15 protein-coding genes are annotated in these 15,464 nt (G+C 67.3%); 10 read left to right on the top strand and 5 right to left on the bottom strand.

The window, feature by feature from the left end; translation table 11 throughout:
* Entirely contained in the window at nucleotides 1-645 is a 645-nt protein-coding gene (locus tag GO592_RS30285) for a GntR family transcriptional regulator (RefSeq protein ID WP_007296222.1), read from the bottom strand.
* Between the two features lie 21 nt (nucleotides 646-666).
* Nucleotides 667-2,034, bottom strand: a complete 1,368-nt coding sequence (locus tag GO592_RS30280; protein ID WP_007296221.1) for an MFS transporter — start codon at nucleotides 2,032-2,034, stop codon at nucleotides 667-669.
* A 328-nt stretch (nucleotides 2,035-2,362) separates the two neighbouring features.
* Here GO592_RS30280 and GO592_RS30275 point away from each other — a divergent pair, with 328 nt between their 5' ends.
* Nucleotides 2,363-3,976, top strand: coding sequence for an amidohydrolase (locus GO592_RS30275; protein WP_007296220.1), 1,614 nt, complete (start codon nucleotides 2,363-2,365; stop codon nucleotides 3,974-3,976).
* A gap of 9 nt (nucleotides 3,977-3,985) precedes the next feature.
* On the opposite strand, the gene GO592_RS30270 is transcribed toward GO592_RS30275, so the two are convergent.
* Nucleotides 3,986-4,615 carry a TetR/AcrR family transcriptional regulator gene (locus tag GO592_RS30270; RefSeq protein WP_007296219.1) on the bottom strand — a complete coding sequence of 210 codons (630 nt, stop codon included), beginning with the start codon at nucleotides 4,613-4,615 and terminating at the stop codon, nucleotides 3,986-3,988.
* 163 nt (nucleotides 4,616-4,778) lie between these two features.
* Between GO592_RS30270 and GO592_RS30265 the strand changes: the two genes are divergently transcribed.
* Entirely contained in the window at nucleotides 4,779-6,284 is a 1,506-nt protein-coding gene (locus GO592_RS30265) for an APC family permease (protein ID WP_007296218.1), read from the top strand.
* On the opposite strand, the gene GO592_RS30260 is transcribed toward GO592_RS30265, so the two are convergent.
* On the bottom strand, nucleotides 6,281-6,586 hold the full coding sequence (locus tag GO592_RS30260) for a hypothetical protein (RefSeq protein ID WP_172649609.1): 306 nt from the start codon (nucleotides 6,584-6,586) through the stop codon (nucleotides 6,281-6,283). The two genes, GO592_RS30265 and GO592_RS30260, sit on opposite strands and share 4 nt — an antisense overlap.
* Nucleotides 6,587-6,633: 47 nt before the next feature.
* Between GO592_RS30260 and GO592_RS30255 the strand changes: the two genes are divergently transcribed.
* From GO592_RS30255 to GO592_RS30245, 3 genes are all read left to right on the top strand, one after another.
* Complete coding sequence (locus GO592_RS30255; RefSeq protein WP_039950637.1) at nucleotides 6,634-7,185, top strand: TetR/AcrR family transcriptional regulator; 552 nt, start codon at nucleotides 6,634-6,636, stop codon at nucleotides 7,183-7,185.
* Between the two features lie 125 nt (nucleotides 7,186-7,310).
* The gene (locus tag GO592_RS30250; RefSeq protein ID WP_007296215.1) at nucleotides 7,311-8,900 is read left to right on the top strand and encodes a GMC oxidoreductase; all 1,590 of its coding nucleotides are present in this window, start codon (nucleotides 7,311-7,313) and stop codon (nucleotides 8,898-8,900) included.
* Between the two features lie 2 nt (nucleotides 8,901-8,902).
* A complete protein-coding gene (locus tag GO592_RS30245; RefSeq protein ID WP_007296214.1) occupies nucleotides 8,903-9,163 on the top strand; it encodes a hypothetical protein in 261 nt (86 codons plus the stop codon).
* A gap of 309 nt (nucleotides 9,164-9,472) precedes the next feature.
* On the opposite strand, the gene GO592_RS30240 is transcribed toward GO592_RS30245, so the two are convergent.
* Nucleotides 9,473-10,555 (bottom strand): VOC family protein, encoded by a 1,083-nt coding sequence (locus GO592_RS30240; protein ID WP_005571545.1) that lies wholly within the window; start codon nucleotides 10,553-10,555, stop codon nucleotides 9,473-9,475.
* Between the two features lie 222 nt (nucleotides 10,556-10,777).
* Here GO592_RS30240 and GO592_RS30235 point away from each other — a divergent pair, with 222 nt between their 5' ends.
* The 5 genes from GO592_RS30235 (at nucleotide 10,778) to GO592_RS30215 (ending at nucleotide 15,453) form a co-directional block, all read left to right on the top strand.
* Entirely contained in the window at nucleotides 10,778-11,656 is an 879-nt protein-coding gene (locus GO592_RS30235; protein ID WP_039950633.1) for an acetaldehyde dehydrogenase (acetylating), read from the top strand.
* Nucleotides 11,653-12,684: a 4-hydroxy-2-oxovalerate aldolase gene (dmpG, locus tag GO592_RS30230; RefSeq protein WP_007296212.1), complete on the top strand. Its 1,032-nt coding sequence runs from the start codon at nucleotides 11,653-11,655 to the stop codon at nucleotides 12,682-12,684. The genes GO592_RS30235 and dmpG overlap by 4 nt, the downstream gene beginning before the upstream one ends.
* A gap of 15 nt (nucleotides 12,685-12,699) precedes the next feature.
* Nucleotides 12,700-14,178: an aldehyde dehydrogenase gene (locus GO592_RS30225; protein WP_007296211.1), complete on the top strand. Its 1,479-nt coding sequence runs from the start codon at nucleotides 12,700-12,702 to the stop codon at nucleotides 14,176-14,178.
* Between the two features lie 77 nt (nucleotides 14,179-14,255).
* Nucleotides 14,256-15,008: an SDR family NAD(P)-dependent oxidoreductase gene (locus tag GO592_RS30220; RefSeq protein WP_007296210.1), complete on the top strand. Its 753-nt coding sequence runs from the start codon at nucleotides 14,256-14,258 to the stop codon at nucleotides 15,006-15,008.
* A 25-nt stretch (nucleotides 15,009-15,033) separates the two neighbouring features.
* On the top strand, nucleotides 15,034-15,453 hold the full coding sequence (locus GO592_RS30215) for a tautomerase family protein (protein ID WP_007296209.1): 420 nt from the start codon (nucleotides 15,034-15,036) through the stop codon (nucleotides 15,451-15,453).
* The last annotated feature ends 11 nt before the right edge of the window (nucleotides 15,454-15,464 follow it).

Genomic DNA, 15,464 nt, shown 5'->3' with positions numbered 1-15,464 from the left:
TTAGATGTTCGGCCGTTTCATGGACCGCAGGGTGGTGTCGAGGTGTTCCCGCACCGCCTGTACCGCGGCCTGCGGATCACCTGCCGCGATCGCGTCGGCGATGGCGCGGTGCTCGACGAGAACCTGCTTCTTGCGGGTTTCATCGGCCATGACGATGCGGATACCCATCCGCATCTGACGGTCCCGCAGTGAGCTGTAGAAGTTGTTCATCAGTGGGTTGCCGGCCGCACGGATGATGGCCGTGTGGAATTCGAGGTCGTGCGCGATGAAGTCGACCGGGTCGGTGTCGTTCTCCTGGAGGTCCAGGAGAATCCGGAGCCGATCCGGTACCAGGCCCGGCTGGGGCGCCACTTCGGTGACCGACCATTCCTCGACCACCCGGCGGGCCTGCATGATGGCTTCGACGTCGCTGTCGGACAACGCCGGAATGAAGGCGCCCTTGTGGGGCACGCGCCGGATGAAGCCTTCGGCCTCGAGGCGTAACAGCGCCTCGCGCACCGGGGTTCGGGAAATTCCGGAGGACGCGGCGACCTGCGCCTCGGACAGAAACATCTCCTCGTCGCGGGGCAGGGTGATGATGGTGTTCTTCAGCCACTCGTAGGCCAGCTCCGGTGCCGTTGCCCCGGTGGTCTTCGATGTCGTCATGGCTTGCCCCTTCGAGGAGAGTCAGTGGTGGACGGACGCCGGCGTTTCCAGTGTCCGGGAGATCGCCTCGTCGCCCACGGCCGCGAGATCCACGGCCTGCGTTTCCCGCGCGAGAAGTGAGGCGATCAGGGAGATGACTCCCATAGCTGCGAGATAGGCACCGATGGCGTATCCGGTGCCGAACCGGGTGTAGAGCGCGATCGCGATGATCGGGGCCAGCGAGCCGGCAAGGACGGACGCGAGGTTGTAGGCCAGCGACACTCCGGAGTACCGGACCTCGGTGGGAAACAGTTCGGAGAAGAACGCGCCGATCACGGCGCTGTAGGCCGCGAAGATCAGCAGTCCCACCGCCACCGCGAGGGTGATCGCCGCCGGATTCTTCGTGTCCAGCAGAGCGAAGAACACGAACGCCCACACGATGGTGGCCGCGGACGCGCCGATGTAGATCGGTCGCCGGCCGATCCGGTCGGCGAGCACGGCGAACATCGGGATCGTCACCAGGGCGACGACCATGCCGATCATGACGGCGTTCAATCCGGTGCTGCGCTCGAGTTCGAGGATCTGGGTGATGTAGGTGATGACGAACAGCGAGAAGATGTAGAAGCCGGCGTTCTCGCCGAAGCGGGTGAAGGCCGCGAGGAGGATCTGGCGCCAGTGTCCCCGGACGGCCGCGGCGAGCGGCATGCCCTTCTTCTCGGCGGTCGCGGTGTCCCGGGACTGCTCGAAAAGCGGGGTCTCCGCGACGTACAGCCGCAGCACCAGACCGATGATCACCAGCAGTGCAGACAGCCCGAAGGCGATCCGCCATCCCCAGGACAGGAACGCGTCTTCCGACAGCGTGGAGCCGAGGACAGCCAGCACCCCGGCCGCCAGCAGGTTGCCCAGCGGCGGACCGAGATTGGGCCAGGCGGACCAGAACGCCCGCCTCTTCGAATCGCCGTGTTCGGAGACCAGCAGGACTGCGCCACCCCATTCGCCACCGAGGGCGAAGCCCTGCACCAGCCGCAGAAGCACGAGGATCAACGGTGCGGCGACGCCGATGGACGCGTACGTGGGCAGGAAGGCGATGAGGAAGGTCGACACGCCCATCAGCATCAGGCTGGCGATCAGGGTGGCCCGCCTGCCTTTGACGTCCCCGTAGTGCCCGAGTACCGCGGCGCCGAGGGGGCGCGCCACGAAGCCGACGGCGTAGGTGGCGAACGCGAGCATGGTGCCCACCAGGGGATCTTCGGTGGGGAAGAACAGCTTGTTGAACACCAGCGCCGCCGCTGTTCCGTACAGGAAGAAGTCGTACCACTCGACTGCGGTACCGGCGAGGCTCGAACCTGCAATGACGGGCAGACTGGTGTGGGGTCTGCGATTGATAGATTTGTTGTTGGCGGTTGCCATAGTCGACTCCTAGGTCGAATCGTCGCTACGTGACGAACTGCACGTCCTTGCGCCTACCTCCAAGTAGGCGACTCGAACGGTCGCGCAGATGGTGCTGCCTGGGCTCGGTGGCTGCTCCAACAGCTGCCGAGCCCGCTTTTTCTTGCCTTCATCCGACTGTGAAGCCGATCACGAAAAGGCTGTGCACCAGTTGTATACGACCGGTCTACGATTCGCAAGAGGGGCAGCTGAACTCCGGGTTTCCGCCCCGCGACCAAGCAACTCTTGACGCAGGCCCGGGCGCGGCCTAGCTTAATCGAATCATATTCGATTATTTGAAGGAGGTGCCGTGGACGCCGAACTGCTCGTCGTCGGAGGCACGGTGCGCACCGGTCATCCCGACAGTCCTGTCACCGACGCGCTCGCCGTGGCCGGCGGGCGCGTGGTCGCGCTGGGGGAGCGGGCTCGTGCCATGCAGTCGAGCCGCACCAAGTTGATCGACCTGCGTGGGGGCGCGTTGTTGCCGTCGTTCGGCGACGGGCACGTCCACCCGCTGATGGGCGGGCTCGGTCTGCGCGGCGCCTCGATCCGCGACTGCGGCAGCGTCGACGAGGTCCTGCGCGAGGTGCGCCGGTGGGCGGACGAGAATCCCGGAGCCGGTTGCGTATTCGGCGACGGGGTTTCTCCGACGCTCGCCGAGGGCGGGCGCTTCGAGGCCCGGTGGCTCGACAGTGTGGTGCCGGACCGGCCGGTGGTCCTGCGCACGATGGACCATCACACCGCGTGGGTCAACAGTGCGGCGCTGCGGTGTGCCGGACTGACCCGGGACACCCCGGATCCGGCAGGCGGAGAGATCGTGCGGACCGCCGACGGTGAGCTGCTCGGCACCCTGCGTGAATGGGGAGCGATCAATCCGGTTCTCGCGCTGGTGCCGGAGGTGACCCTCGACGATCGGGTCGATGCGCTGGCGACGGTGTCGAAGATGCTGGCCGCCGCGGGCATCACGTGGGTGCAGGACGCGTGGACCGAACTCGACGACGTCGAGGTCTGGTTGACCGCCGCGGACCGCGGGAGGCTGTCGACCCGTGCCAACCTCGCGTTTCGTGCCACCCCGGAGACCTGGGAGGCCGACTTGGAGGCGTTCGTACTGGCGCGGCGGAAGGTCGAGGAACGGGGCGGCGACGCGATCAGGGCGGGAACGGTCAAGTTCTTCGCCGACGGGGTGATCGAGGCCGGTACGGCAGCGCTTCTCGCGCCCTACACGGACTGTCCGCACTCCCACGGCATCAGCAACTGGACGACGGACGAACTGTCTCGGGCTGCGGCCGAAGTGGACCGGCTCGGGTTCCAGATCCACATCCATGCCATCGGCGACGCCGGGGTGCGCATGGCGCTCGATGCGATCGAGCACGTCGACCGCAGCAACGGTCCGCGTGATCGGCGCGCCACGATCGCGCATCTGCAGTTGGTCGACGGTGACGACCTCGACCGGTTCACGTCCCTCGGGGCGGTCGCCAACTTCCAGCCGCTGTGGGCCCAGCTCGACGCCCTGATGACGGAATTGACGATTCCGCGGATCGGGGCCGAACGAAGCGCGCAGCAGTATCGCATCGGAACCCTCACCGAGCGAGGTGCACGGGTGGCCTTCGGCAGTGACTGGCCCATCACCGCCTACGAGCCGATCAAGGGAATTGCCACCGCGATTCACCGCCAGACCCCGTCCGGCGTACCGACCGAAGGATGGTTGCCGCGCGAACGCGTCGGCCTCGAACGGGCCCTCGCCGCATACTCGGCCGGCGTCGCCTATCAGGGATTCGAGGAGAACCTGTGGGGCTGCCTCCGGCCGGGAATGCGGGCCGACATGATTCAGCTGCCGGTCGACCCCTACGACCTGTCGTCCACGCAGGCGCTCAGTGAGCTTGCCGTGACCCGAACCTGGTTGGGCGGCACGCAGGTTCACTGAGGTTCGGCGCTACCGCTGCACCGCGCCGCATTCCTGCAGGAGGTGGTGAAAGCCCGCCAGCAGGGCCGCCAGGCCGAGTTCGAACGCCTGCTCGGCCCTCTCCGGGCCGCGGGGTGCGGCGGCAAGCGCCCGCGTCAGGGCGTCGTCGGTCGTCGTCGAATCCGCTTCGATCATGACCTCCGGCGCGGCCGCGTCCAGGGCGGCCCCGAGGAGAAAATTCTCCGCGGCGGTGATGACGGCCATGATGTGGTCGTCCGGGAAGCCGGCGCCGCGCAGTCCGGCCGCCGCCGAGTGGTACACCGAGAGCGAGCCGGGATCGCGCACCGTCTCGGTGGCCAGGAGGCGGATGGCGGTGGGGTGCCTGCTGAACGCTGCCCGATACGACCGGGCCCATTCGGAGAAGGCCTCATCCCAGGGCAGGCGCTCGAAGGCCGATCCGTCGATTTCCCGGACGACGCGGTGGCGAACCAGTTCGACGACGGCCGCGCGGCCTTTGGCATGGTGATAGATCGACGACACCTGCACGTTCAGGTGCCGGGCGAGGTCCGGCATTCTGAAGTCGCCGTCACGATCGACCAGTTCGAGCGCCGCCTCCGCGATGCGTTCGCGGTCCAGGCGTGCGACGCGAGGTCTGCCCATCGGTGCACCCACCTCTCCAATCGAAATTCATTCGATTATGCCCTTGTGGCGCCGGTCACAACACTCTAGTCTAATCGAAACACATTCGATTAGAACCTCGTCGCGTATCCGCGCCCCCGGTTTCCCCGCCGCCGCGCCCTTGCCCTGACTGGAGAAGTCCCTCATGAAGAAATCCGCACCCGGACCCGCCTCCGGCACGCAGCTGGAAGGCGGCGCCCTCGGCACCTCCGGCATCGTGTTCTTCGTCGTGGCGGCCGCCGCGCCGTTGCTGGTGATGGCGGGGGTGGCTCCCCTGGCCCTGAACGTCGCGGGAATCGGGGCGCCCGGCGGGTACATCCTGGCCGGACTCGCGCTGGGCGTGTTCGCGATCGGCTTCACCGCGATGAGCAAGTACATCCACAACGCGGGAGCGTTCTACTCGTACATCTCGATCGGACTCGGCCCCCGCTGGGGCCTCGCGGCCGCGGTCCTCGCCCTCGTCTCCTACAACGCCCTCGAGATCGGGATCTTCGGCGCCCTCGGGTATTTCACCCAGTCCACCATGGCGGATCTGGTCGGATTGAATCTTCCGTGGGGACTGTGGTCGCTGATCGGCGTCGGGCTCGTCTGGTTCCTGGGGTCGCGGTCGGTCCATGTCGGCGCACGGTTCCTGATCCTGCTGCTCTCCGCTGAGACGGGGATCCTCGTCCTGCTCGCGGCCGCCGTCCTTCTCCGGGGCGGCGCCGAGGGGCTCGGCGCCGAGTCGTTCGCTCCCGCCCACGTCTTCAGCCCCGGCCTGGGTGGGGTGCTGACCCTGGCGTTCGCCGCGTTCATCGGGTTCGAAGCGACCGCCCTGTATCGGGAGGAAGCGAAAGATCCCTCCCGGACGATCCCCCGGGCGACCTACCTGGCGGTCGCATTCCTCGGCCTCTTCTACGCCTTCATGGTGTGGATCATCATCCAGGCCTTCGGCCCGGATCAGGCGCTCGCGCTCGCAGCCTCCGATCCCGCCGCCATGTACTTCGACGCCATCGAGAACTACGTCGGCGGCTGGGGGAGCACGCTCATGGAACTGCTGATCATCACGAGCATCCTCGCCAGCCTGCTCGCTTTCCACAACGCGATCACCCGCTACGCCTTCGCGCTGTCGCGCGAGCACGTACTGCCCCGGGTCCTCGGCAGACTGCACCCGGTCTACAAGTCGCCGTACGTGGCGAGCGCCGTGCAAAGTCTGCTTGCGATGGTCGTGATCGTCGGATTCGCGCTCGCCGGCGCCGACCCCTACCTTCAGCTCCTGCTCTGGGTGAATTCGCCCGGCGTCGTCGGCATCGTCGTACTCCAGGCCATGGCAGCCGCAGCCGTACTCGCATTCTTCTGGCGGGATCGCCGCGGGCATTCGGTGTGGAGGGTGCGGGTAGCGCCGGCAGCAGCCCTCGCCATGTTGAGCTACGCGACGTGGTTGATCGTGGCCAAGATGGACTTGCTCACGGCCGCGGGACCCGCCGTGAACACCGTCCTCGTCGCCGTCACACCGGTAAGCCTGGCGATCGGGCTGGTGCTCGGTGCGCGGCTCGCGCGACGCGATCCCGATCTCTTTGCCCAGCTGGGCACCACCGACGTGGACGCCGAACTGTCGGTTCCGCCCGACGAAGTGAGCAACAGTCCGATCCAGCCCGGCAAGGCCACCTAGCCGTGCCTGCGCAGAAATCGGATCAGTTCGAGGTGGACGTCCGGCGTTACCGTCGGTGGCGCGATCGACGACGAGAAGCCGAACGACACCGCGCCCGGCAGCCGAGACCGGGCAAAGAGATCGACGACATCCTCGACTTCGCCCGGGCCTGGGCACCATTCGGCGGCCCCCCGGAGGAGGAGACCCTCGTCAACTTCGGGATGTGCCCAACTCGTTTCACGGAACGGCTCTGGCAAGTCATCGGCCAATTCGGCTGCGGGCGAGCCGACGAGACCGAACTGAAAAGGGTCTATCCGCAGCACGAATAGCGACGGTGCGGGTCCACGGGATCGTGATCGATAATGGTCGCATGCGGTCGCGGAGGAAGATCTTGGACGCCACGCTCGACTTGATCGCGAGTGACGGCTTCGAGGGGGTCACCATCGCGGCGGCGGCGCAGGGTGCGGGCGTCACGCGACAGACCGTGTACTCCAACTTCGGGTCGCGCGAAGAGCTGGTGTCGCAGGCGATCGCCGGTCTCGCCGTCGAGGTGCTGGGCGGGATCCACTCCCGATCGAACGCCACCGACACCACGTGCGGGTACGTCGTCGAACTCATCGTCGCGGGCCGGGCCGCCGTGCGCGCGCATCCGGTGTTGGCTACCCTGCTCCAGGCGGAACGGGGAAACCCTGTCTTCGACACGGGCATGATGTCCCGCGCGAAACCCGTAGCGCGCGAACTGCTCGCGCCCCTCGTCGAGCGCGATCCCGGCGTGGAGTCGAGCCTGGACGACATCGTGGAGATCGCACTTCGGCTGGCGCTGTCGGTCGTCCTCTTCGACGACGACGCCGTTCACACCGACGACGACCTTCGCCGGTTTCTCACCCGCTGGCTGGCGCCGGCGATGCCGTCCAGCTCGTAACTGCAGTCACAGTTACTTCTTGACACATCTCGCTCAGAGTGTCTAGTTTGAGCTCGCCTAAGAGAAATGCTCCACGCTGATCTTTCGACATCTCGCCGAGTCCGTCTGTGATCTGGGGGAAATCTGTGTCTGCACTCAATCGCCGCGCCTTTCTGGCCGGGGCCGCTGCCGCGGGGGTCGCGTTGGCGAGTCCGCGCATCGCGCAGGCCGGGACCGGAGGCCGCCGGACTACCGTGCCGCTCACCCGCGAAGATCACCGAGTCATCGTCGTCGGGTCGGGGTTCGGCGGCGGCGTAGCGGCGCTCCGGCTCGCGGAGGCCGGCGTGCCTGTTCTGGTGCTCGAGCGTGGAATACGCTGGCCCACAGGGCCGGACGCGGACACCTTTCCCCGTGCGACCGCCCCGGACAAGCGCATCCTCTGGTACCGGTCCAGTCCGCAACTGTTCGGTGAGCCGGTGGCGCTGGAGCCGTACACCGGTCTGCTCGAGGCGGTGCCCGGCGACAACATGACCGCACTGTGTGCCGCCGGCGTCGGCGGTGGTTCCCTCGTCTACCAAGGGATGACGTTGCAACCGGCCGAGGCCGTCTTCAACACGCACCTGCCCGAAGCGCTCGACTGGGCCACCATGGACCGGGTTCACTACCCGCGGGTCGCGCGGATGTTGCGGCTCGCTGTCGCCCCCGACGAGTTGATCGACAGCCCGAATTACCAGGCCGCGAGGGTGTTCGCGCTGAACGTGCAGCGCGCCGGGCTCCCGGTGTCGAAGATCCCGATGCCGATCGACTGGAACTTCGCGCTCGACGAACTCCGCGGCCGGATGAAACCCTCGTACACCAACGGCGACGGCGCCCTCGGTGTCAACAACGGCGGCAAGCACTCGGTCGACGTCACCTACATTGCTGCCGCCGAAGACACCGGCCGGGTGACGGTGGAAACCCTGCACCAGGTCACCGATGTCGAGCGAGCCGCCGACGGCCGCTGGACGGTATACGTCGACCGGATCGATACGTCCGGCAACGTACTCGAGAACAAGATCCTCACCACGAATGCCCTCGTGATGGCCGCCGGAAGCGTGGGCACCACAAAGCTGCTGGTGCGTGCCGCGTCGACGGGCCGCATCCCGGATCTGCCGGACGAACTCGGAACCGGTTGGGGAACCAACGCCGACCGAATCTATGTCTGGACGAGCCTCGAAGAAGAATTCGGCGCTCCGCAGGGCGGCCCGGTCGTCTACGGCAGTTTGAACTGGGACGACCCCGCCACCGCCGTCACGGTCATCCAGGCGTCGATGCCACCACTGTCCCTCGACGCACGCAGCACCATGCTCGTCGGTTACGGCGTCAGTGAAGGCCGTGGGAGTTTCGTGTACGACTCGGCCACCGACGACGCGGTACTGCACTGGCCGAGGGAAGGCGACACCGTCATCCAGAACGGCCGCATCGACCCGATGGTGCGGAAGATCGCCGGGCCGGGATCCATACTCACGGACACTAATTCGCTCTTCCCCTCAACCTGGCATCCGCTCGGCGGGGCATCGATGGGCTCGGTCTGCGATCTCGAGGGCCGGGTGCTCGGCCAGCGCGGACTGTATGTGCTCGACGGTGCCCTGATGCCCGGCAACACCGCGGCATGCAACCCGTCGATGACCATCGCCGCGGTCGCCGAACGCGCCCTGGACCACCTGGTCGCCCGAGACGTCGGCACGGTGATCTGACCATGCACACCACCCCTTCTCGTCTTCGCCGCTCGCGCACACCGCACGCTGTCCGGGTCGCCGTCCTCACCGTCGTCAGCTGCATAGCCGCCGTGGTCGCGCTCACTGCCGGCGCTCATCCTGCACACGCCGCCCCCGGCGACGACTTCCACACTCCGCCGGCCGAATTCGCGTCGGCTCCGGGGTCGATCATCCGCACCGAACCGATGCCGTTGTTCGCCTCGGTGCCCGGAACGGACGGCACCTGGCCGGGCAGCGGGTGATGTACACGTCGCGGCTGCAGGACGGTTCCCCGACAGCGGTCACCGGGACCTTCATCGACGCCCCGCACCAACGACCTACCGCCCATCGCACCGGGCACCACCATCCCCAACCACTTCGGCCCCGAACGCATCGACGGCTACGACACCAACGGCGCCGTGTCCTACATCGTCGACCGGTTGAACGACACCCCGATCGCCGAGGGCTGCAGAGTGAACTGACACCGGTGGGTCTTCGATCGCGAAGACGACGCGACGCCAGGGTGGTCACGGCACGAGGCCGCGACCACCCTGGCGCTCACCGAGGGTGTGTCAGAGCGACGCGTCGGCGACAGCTCGGGAGTGCTCCAACTCGTCGGGGACGGAGAGTTCCGCCGCGAGGGCGTCGGGATCGGGGGCACCGGGCCCGAAGTGGGCGTACTTTTCGATGTGCTGGTCCAGGGACAGCGGGCTCGGGGTGCCGTAGGTGAAATACGACTCCCACGGCAGCTTGGCGCCTCCGACGGCCAGTCCGGTGTCGATGTCGGACATCTGCCAGGTCTTGGTCTCGGCGTCCGGGTCCAAGTGCAGGTAGCCGGCCTCGCCGAACAGCTCGATGCGGTTGCCGCCCGGTTCGAAGACGTACAGGAACTGGCTCTGCGTGATGCCGTGCTTGTCGGGGCCGGCTTCGATCTGAATGTCGTAGTCGCGGAACATCTCCACGGCGTCGATGTTGTGCTGCCCGGTGCCGTAGAAGAACGCGAGGTGGTGCAGCTTGCCGTGCCCGCCGGTCATGTCGCGCATGCAGGCGACCTCGTGACCGAGCAGGTTCGAGCTCATCCACGCCCCGATCTCGACGTTGCCGTCGACGACCCGCTCGGTGGTCCGGAATCCGAGGTGCCGTTCGAAGGAGTCCTTCACCGCGGTCACGTCGGACGACATCAGGTTGAGGTGGTCGATGCGCTTGACGGGGATACCCTGCAGCGGCTTCTTGGACGGCCGGGTGAGGATCTTGCTCCGCAGTTCCGGGGGAGCGACGTACTTCTCGGCTTCCCACAACAGCTGCAGATTGTGTCCGTCGGGTGACTGGTACTCGAAGGTCTTGCCGTACCCGAACTGGTCTTCGCTCCACGTGCCGTCGACGTTGCCGTCTGTCAGTGACTTGGCCCGTCGCTCGAGCGCTTCGGGAGAACTCGTCCGCATCGCGGCGTGGCCCATCCCGGCCTCGGGTGCTTCGGTGATCTTCAGGCTCCACTGATACGGGTCCTCGTATCCGCGCAGGTACACCGACTGCCCTTCCCTGTGGGTCACGTACATCCCGAGGAACTTCGTGAAGAAGTCCAGCGTCTCCTGCGGCTTGGGGCTGAACAGTTCGGCACGGGCGAGGTGCGCGATGTCGAAACGAGCGTCACTCATGGCTTCTCCTGGTTTCCGACGTCCGGGCCTGCTGCACCGGTTGTGGTCGATGTCACGAGCGTGGCGGAAGGGGTCCGGGGCGGTCAGCGCTTTTCGTGATAGCCGAACAGCGGTCGCGTGATGGCGCTCGCTGTCCGGCACAGCCGAATCGCCGGGCCCGGACCTGCGAATTCTTCCTAGCGTCGACCGCATCACCCCGCCTGCCCAGGGAAGGCCTAGAAGATGAGTCGATTGAAAGCCGCGATCGTCGGATCCGGGAACATCGGTACGGATCTGATGTACAAGCTGCTGCGGTCCGAGCACGTCGAACCCGTGTGCATGGTGGGCATCGACCCCGACAGCGAGGGATTGGCCCGAGCCCGCCAGGAGGGCCTCGAAGCCTCCGCCGGCGGACTCGACTGGCTCCTGGCCCAGCCGGAACTGCCGGACTTCGTGTTCGAGGCGACGTCGGCGAAGATCCACGCCGCCGCGGCGCCGCGCTACGCCGACGCCGGAATCACCGCCATCGACCTCACCCCGGCCTCGGTCGGCCCGTACGTCGTCCCCGCGGTCAACCTCGACGCGCACCTGAGCGCACCCAACGTGAACATGGTCAGCTGCGCCGGCCAGGCCACCATTCCGATCCTCTACGCCATCAACGAGGTCGCCGACGCCTCCTACGGCGAGATCGTCGCCGCCATCGCCTCCCACAGTGCCGGCCCCGGCACCCGGCAGAACCTCAGCGAATTCAGCGAGAAGACCGGCCGCGCCCTCGCCCAGGTCGCCGGCGCCGACCGCGCCAAGGCGATCTCGGTGATCAACCCGGCCGAACCGCCGATGAACATGCGCGACACCGTCTACGCCAAGGTCCGCAACCCCGACCCGGCCGCCATCGAACGCGCCGTGGTCGACATGGTCGCCAAGGTCCAGCGGTACGTCCCCGGCTACTCGCTGCGCCTGGTCGACGTCGACGGCGACCTGGTCACCGTGATGCTCGAGGTCGTCGGCGCCGGCGACTTCCTGCCCACCTACGCCGGCAACCTCGACATCATCACCGCCGCCGCCGTCCAGGTGGCCGACGTCATGGCCCAGCAGAACCTCGTCCAGGGAGCAACACAGTGAGTAAGAAGATCACGATCGTCGACACCACCCTGCGGGACGGCATGTCGTCCGTGTCGCACCGGTTCACCCCGCAGAACGTCGCCGACATCGCGCGCGGCCTCGACAAGGCCGGCGTGCCGACCATCGAGGTCGCGCACGGCATCGGACTCGGCGCCTCCTCGATCCAGTACGGGTTCGCCGCCGCCACCGACCCCGACTACGTGCGCGCCGCGGTCGACGCCGTCGAGAACGCCGACATCGCCGCCCTCTACGTGCCCGGCATCGCGACCCTCGCCGAACTGCAGCAGGCCATCGACGCCGGCATCAAAACGGTCCGCGTCGCGGTGCACTGCACCGAGGCCGACTGCGGGCAGCAGCCGGTCGAGTGGGCCAAGGAGCAGGGCCTGACGGTGATGACGTTCCTGATGATGAGCCACAAACTCGAGCCCGAGCCGCTGGCCGAGCAGGCCGCCAAACTCGACTCCTACGGTGCCGACGTCGTCTACGTCGTCGACTCCGCCGGTGCCATGGTTCCCCGGCACGCCGGTGAACGGGTCGCCGCCCTGCGGCAGGCCATCACCGCCGACATCGGGTTCCACGCCCACAACAACCTCGGTGTCGGGATCGCCAACGCGCTGACCGCCGCGGAGAACGGGGCCACGTTCATCGACGGGTCCCTGCGCGGTCTCGGCGCCAGCGCCGGCAACGCGCAGACCGAGGTCCTCGCCGCCGCGTTCGAACGCGCCGGCTGGGACACCGGGGTCGACCTTTTCCCGCTCATCGACACCGCCGAACACATCGTCGCACCGCTGATGAAGGAACCGCAGATCGTCGACGAGACCGCACTGGTCCTCGGCTACGCCGGTGTGTACTCCACGTTCTTCCACCCCACCAAGCGGGCCGCGAAGAAGTTCGGGGTGCCCGCCCGCGACATCCTCATGGAACTCGGTCGTCGCGGTGTCATCGGTGGTCAGGAAGACATGATTATCGACGTCGCCTCCGAACTCGCAGGCCGCACCTACGAGACCCCGGCCCCGGCCGGGGTCTGACAGGCAAGGAGCACCATGACCACGACGGAATCCGTACCCGGGGTGACCGAGGTTCGTCACCTCATCGGTGGCGACTGGGTGGCCGCCTCGGACGGGGCGACCTTCGAAACCCGTGATCCGCACGACGGTTCACTGCTCGGGACGGTCCCCCGCGGAACCGCCGACGACGGCGAGGCCGCGATCACCGCGGCCCGCAACGCATTCGATGACGGTCCGTGGCCGCGGATGTCGCCGAAGGAGCGTGCGAAGATCCTGCACGCAGTAGCCGACAAGGTCGACGAACACCGTGAGGAACTCGCGCTGATCGAGACCCGTGACGGCGGCAAGAGCATCAACCAGTCCCTGCACGCCGAGATCCCGCGGGTGGCACACAATCTGCGGTTCTTCGCCGACTATGTGTCGATGGCCGCCAACGAGGCCTACCCGGACGGCGACCTGCTCTCCTACGTTTTGTACCCACCCGCCGGGGTGGTGTCGGCGATCAGCCCGTGGAACGCGCCGCTGATGCTCGCGACGTGGAAGATCGCCCCCGCATTGGCCTTCGGCAACACCACCGTTCTCAAACCCGCACCGCAGACGCCGCTCACCGCGCACCGGTTCGCGCAACTCGCCCTCGAGGCCGGCCTTCCCGAAGGCGTGCTCAACGTGGTTCACGGATTCGGGGGCGAGGCCGTCGCCGGTCCGCTCACCGCGGACCCGAGGGTCGACCGGATCACGTTCACCGGTTCGAGCGCCACCGGCGTGCGGATCCTCCAGGCCGCCGCGGTGAACCACACCCCGGTCTCGGCGGAGATGGGCGGCAAGTCCGCGAACATCGTCTTCGACGACGCCGACCTCGACGTCGCTGTTCCGATGGCGATCCGGGCGATCTTCGGCGGCAACGGGCAGGTGTGCCTGTCCGGCTCCCGCCTGCTGGTGCAGAACTCGATCATGGACGAATTCCTCGACCGGTTCACCGAGGAGGCGAAGAAACTCACCGTCGGCGACCCGAAAGACCCGTCGAATTTCCTCGGCCCGCTGATCGAGCAAAGACACCTCGAGAAGGTGCACGGCTACGTCGAACTGGCCCAGGAGGAGGGCGGCAAGGTCGTCACCGGTGGGTCGCGGCTCACCGACGACGCGCGGGCGAAAGGCTTCTACTACCCGCCTACGGTGATCACCGGGCTCACCAACGACTCGCGCACCGCGCGTGAGGAGATCTTCGGGCCCGTCGAGACCGTCCTCGGGTTCGACACCGAGGACGAGGCGCTGCGCATCGCGAACGACTCGCCGTACGGGTTGGCAGGGATTCTGTTCACCGACAACCTCAACCGTGCGCACCGCATGGCCGCACAGTGGAAGGCCGGCACGGTGTGGATCAACACCTTCTTCGAGCGCGACCTCCGACTGCCGTTCGGTGGCGAAGGCAGCAGCGGCCTCGGACGCGAGGGCGGCCAGTACTCCCGCGAATTCTTCACCGAGCCCCGAGCGGTCACCATCCGCCTGCGGAGCTGATCGAACTCGTCCACCAGTGGCCGGGGCGGTACCCACCGTCCCGGCCATCGTCTTCCCGAACCGAGGAGAACTGTACTGTGACTACACCCGACCTCTGTGTCGTCGTCGGTGCGACCGGTGCGATGGGCACCGAAATCACCCTGCGACTGGCCCGCCGCGGGCTGCGAGTGCTGGCCGTCGCCCGCAGAGGCGACGAACTCGAGAAGCTCGCGATCTCCGACGACCTGATCACGCCGTGCGTGGCCGACATCGCCGACGACACTGCAATCGACACGATCTCTGCGTGTATCGACTCGCCCGTTCGGATGGCGCTGTTCGCCGCCGGCCTCCCGGTGCGGGGTTCCGTCGACACGATTCCACCAGGCGACCTTGCCGTGGCGACGAACATCAAGGTGGGCGGACTCGTCCGCCTCCTGCACGCCGTCCGCGACCATCTCGTCGACGGCTCCCGCTTCGTCACCATCGCCGGCTCCCTCGGTCTCGAACCGGGTCCGCTCGACGCTGCTCCCGGCACGGCGAACGCGGCGGTCTTCAACCTCATGCGCCAACTCAGTGCCCTCTACGGGCCGAAGGGTGTCACCACCCACACGATCGCTCCCGGACCGGTGGACACTCCGAGGCTGCGTGCCTTCGTCGAAACCGAATCCGCCGAAACCGGGCAGGATCCGGAGAAGATCTGGAACCGCTACCGCGCCAAGACCAGCCTCGGTCGGCTGCCGACGCTCCAGGAGATCGGCTGGATCGTCGAGACCCTGCTCGCTCCGGAGGCCGCGGTGCTGCACGGCTCGGTAATCAACGTCGATGCCGGAACCCGCCACGGAATCCACTGACCGACTCCCGAAAGGATTGTCACCTATGCCTGTCGCCCACTTCCACCTCGTCGACGGCGCCTACACCGCCGAGCAGCACCGAGAACTGCTCACCGCCGCGAGCCGGTGCTACTCCGAGGTTCTCGACTCACCGATGGACCGCGTAAGGGCGTTCATCGTGCGATACCGGCCCGACGATGTCGCCGTCGCGGGAACCACCGTTACAGACGGCGCGCCCGCGGCGCCCTATTTCACGGCGATCGTGCTCGCCGGACGCCCCGCCTCGCAACGTCAGGAACTTGCGGCGCGGTTCACCGATCTGATCGTCGACATCCTCGGTGCGCAGCGTGCGCTCGTGCGCGGACAGATCATCGAAGTCGACCCGGCGAACTGGGCGATCGCGGGGACCGCGGCCGCCACGACTCGTGCCGGTGAGATCGCGGCTCGTGCCCAGGCCGTGCCCTGAGCTGCACCACA

Source organism: Rhodococcus sp. 21391 (genome assembly GCF_016772255.1).
Classification (GTDB): Bacteria; Actinomycetota; Actinomycetes; order Mycobacteriales; family Mycobacteriaceae; genus Rhodococcus_F; species Rhodococcus_F opacus.
Note: the sequence above shows the minus strand (reverse complement) of the source record. Positions and strands in the feature narration are given on the sequence as shown.

Coding starts and splice junctions, on each gene's coding strand:
- GO592_RS30285 (WP_007296222.1), bottom strand. CDS start 645: ATGACGACATCGAAGACCACCGGGGCAACGGCACCGGAGCTGGCCTAC.
- GO592_RS30280 (WP_007296221.1), bottom strand. CDS start 2,034: ATGGCAACCGCCAACAACAAATCTATCAATCGCAGACCCCACACCAGT.
- GO592_RS30270 (WP_007296219.1), bottom strand. CDS start 4,615: ATGGGCAGACCTCGCGTCGCACGCCTGGACCGCGAACGCATCGCGGAG.
- GO592_RS30265 (WP_007296218.1), top strand. CDS start 4,779: ATGAAGAAATCCGCACCCGGACCCGCCTCCGGCACGCAGCTGGAAGGC.
- GO592_RS30255 (WP_039950637.1), top strand. CDS start 6,634: ATGCGGTCGCGGAGGAAGATCTTGGACGCCACGCTCGACTTGATCGCG.
- GO592_RS30245 (WP_007296214.1), top strand. CDS start 8,903: ATGCACACCACCCCTTCTCGTCTTCGCCGCTCGCGCACACCGCACGCT.
- GO592_RS30240 (WP_005571545.1), bottom strand. CDS start 10,555: ATGAGTGACGCTCGTTTCGACATCGCGCACCTCGCCCGTGCCGAACTG.
- GO592_RS30235 (WP_039950633.1), top strand. CDS start 10,778: ATGAGTCGATTGAAAGCCGCGATCGTCGGATCCGGGAACATCGGTACG.
- GO592_RS30225 (WP_007296211.1), top strand. CDS start 12,700: ATGACCACGACGGAATCCGTACCCGGGGTGACCGAGGTTCGTCACCTC.
- GO592_RS30215 (WP_007296209.1), top strand. CDS start 15,034: ATGCCTGTCGCCCACTTCCACCTCGTCGACGGCGCCTACACCGCCGAG.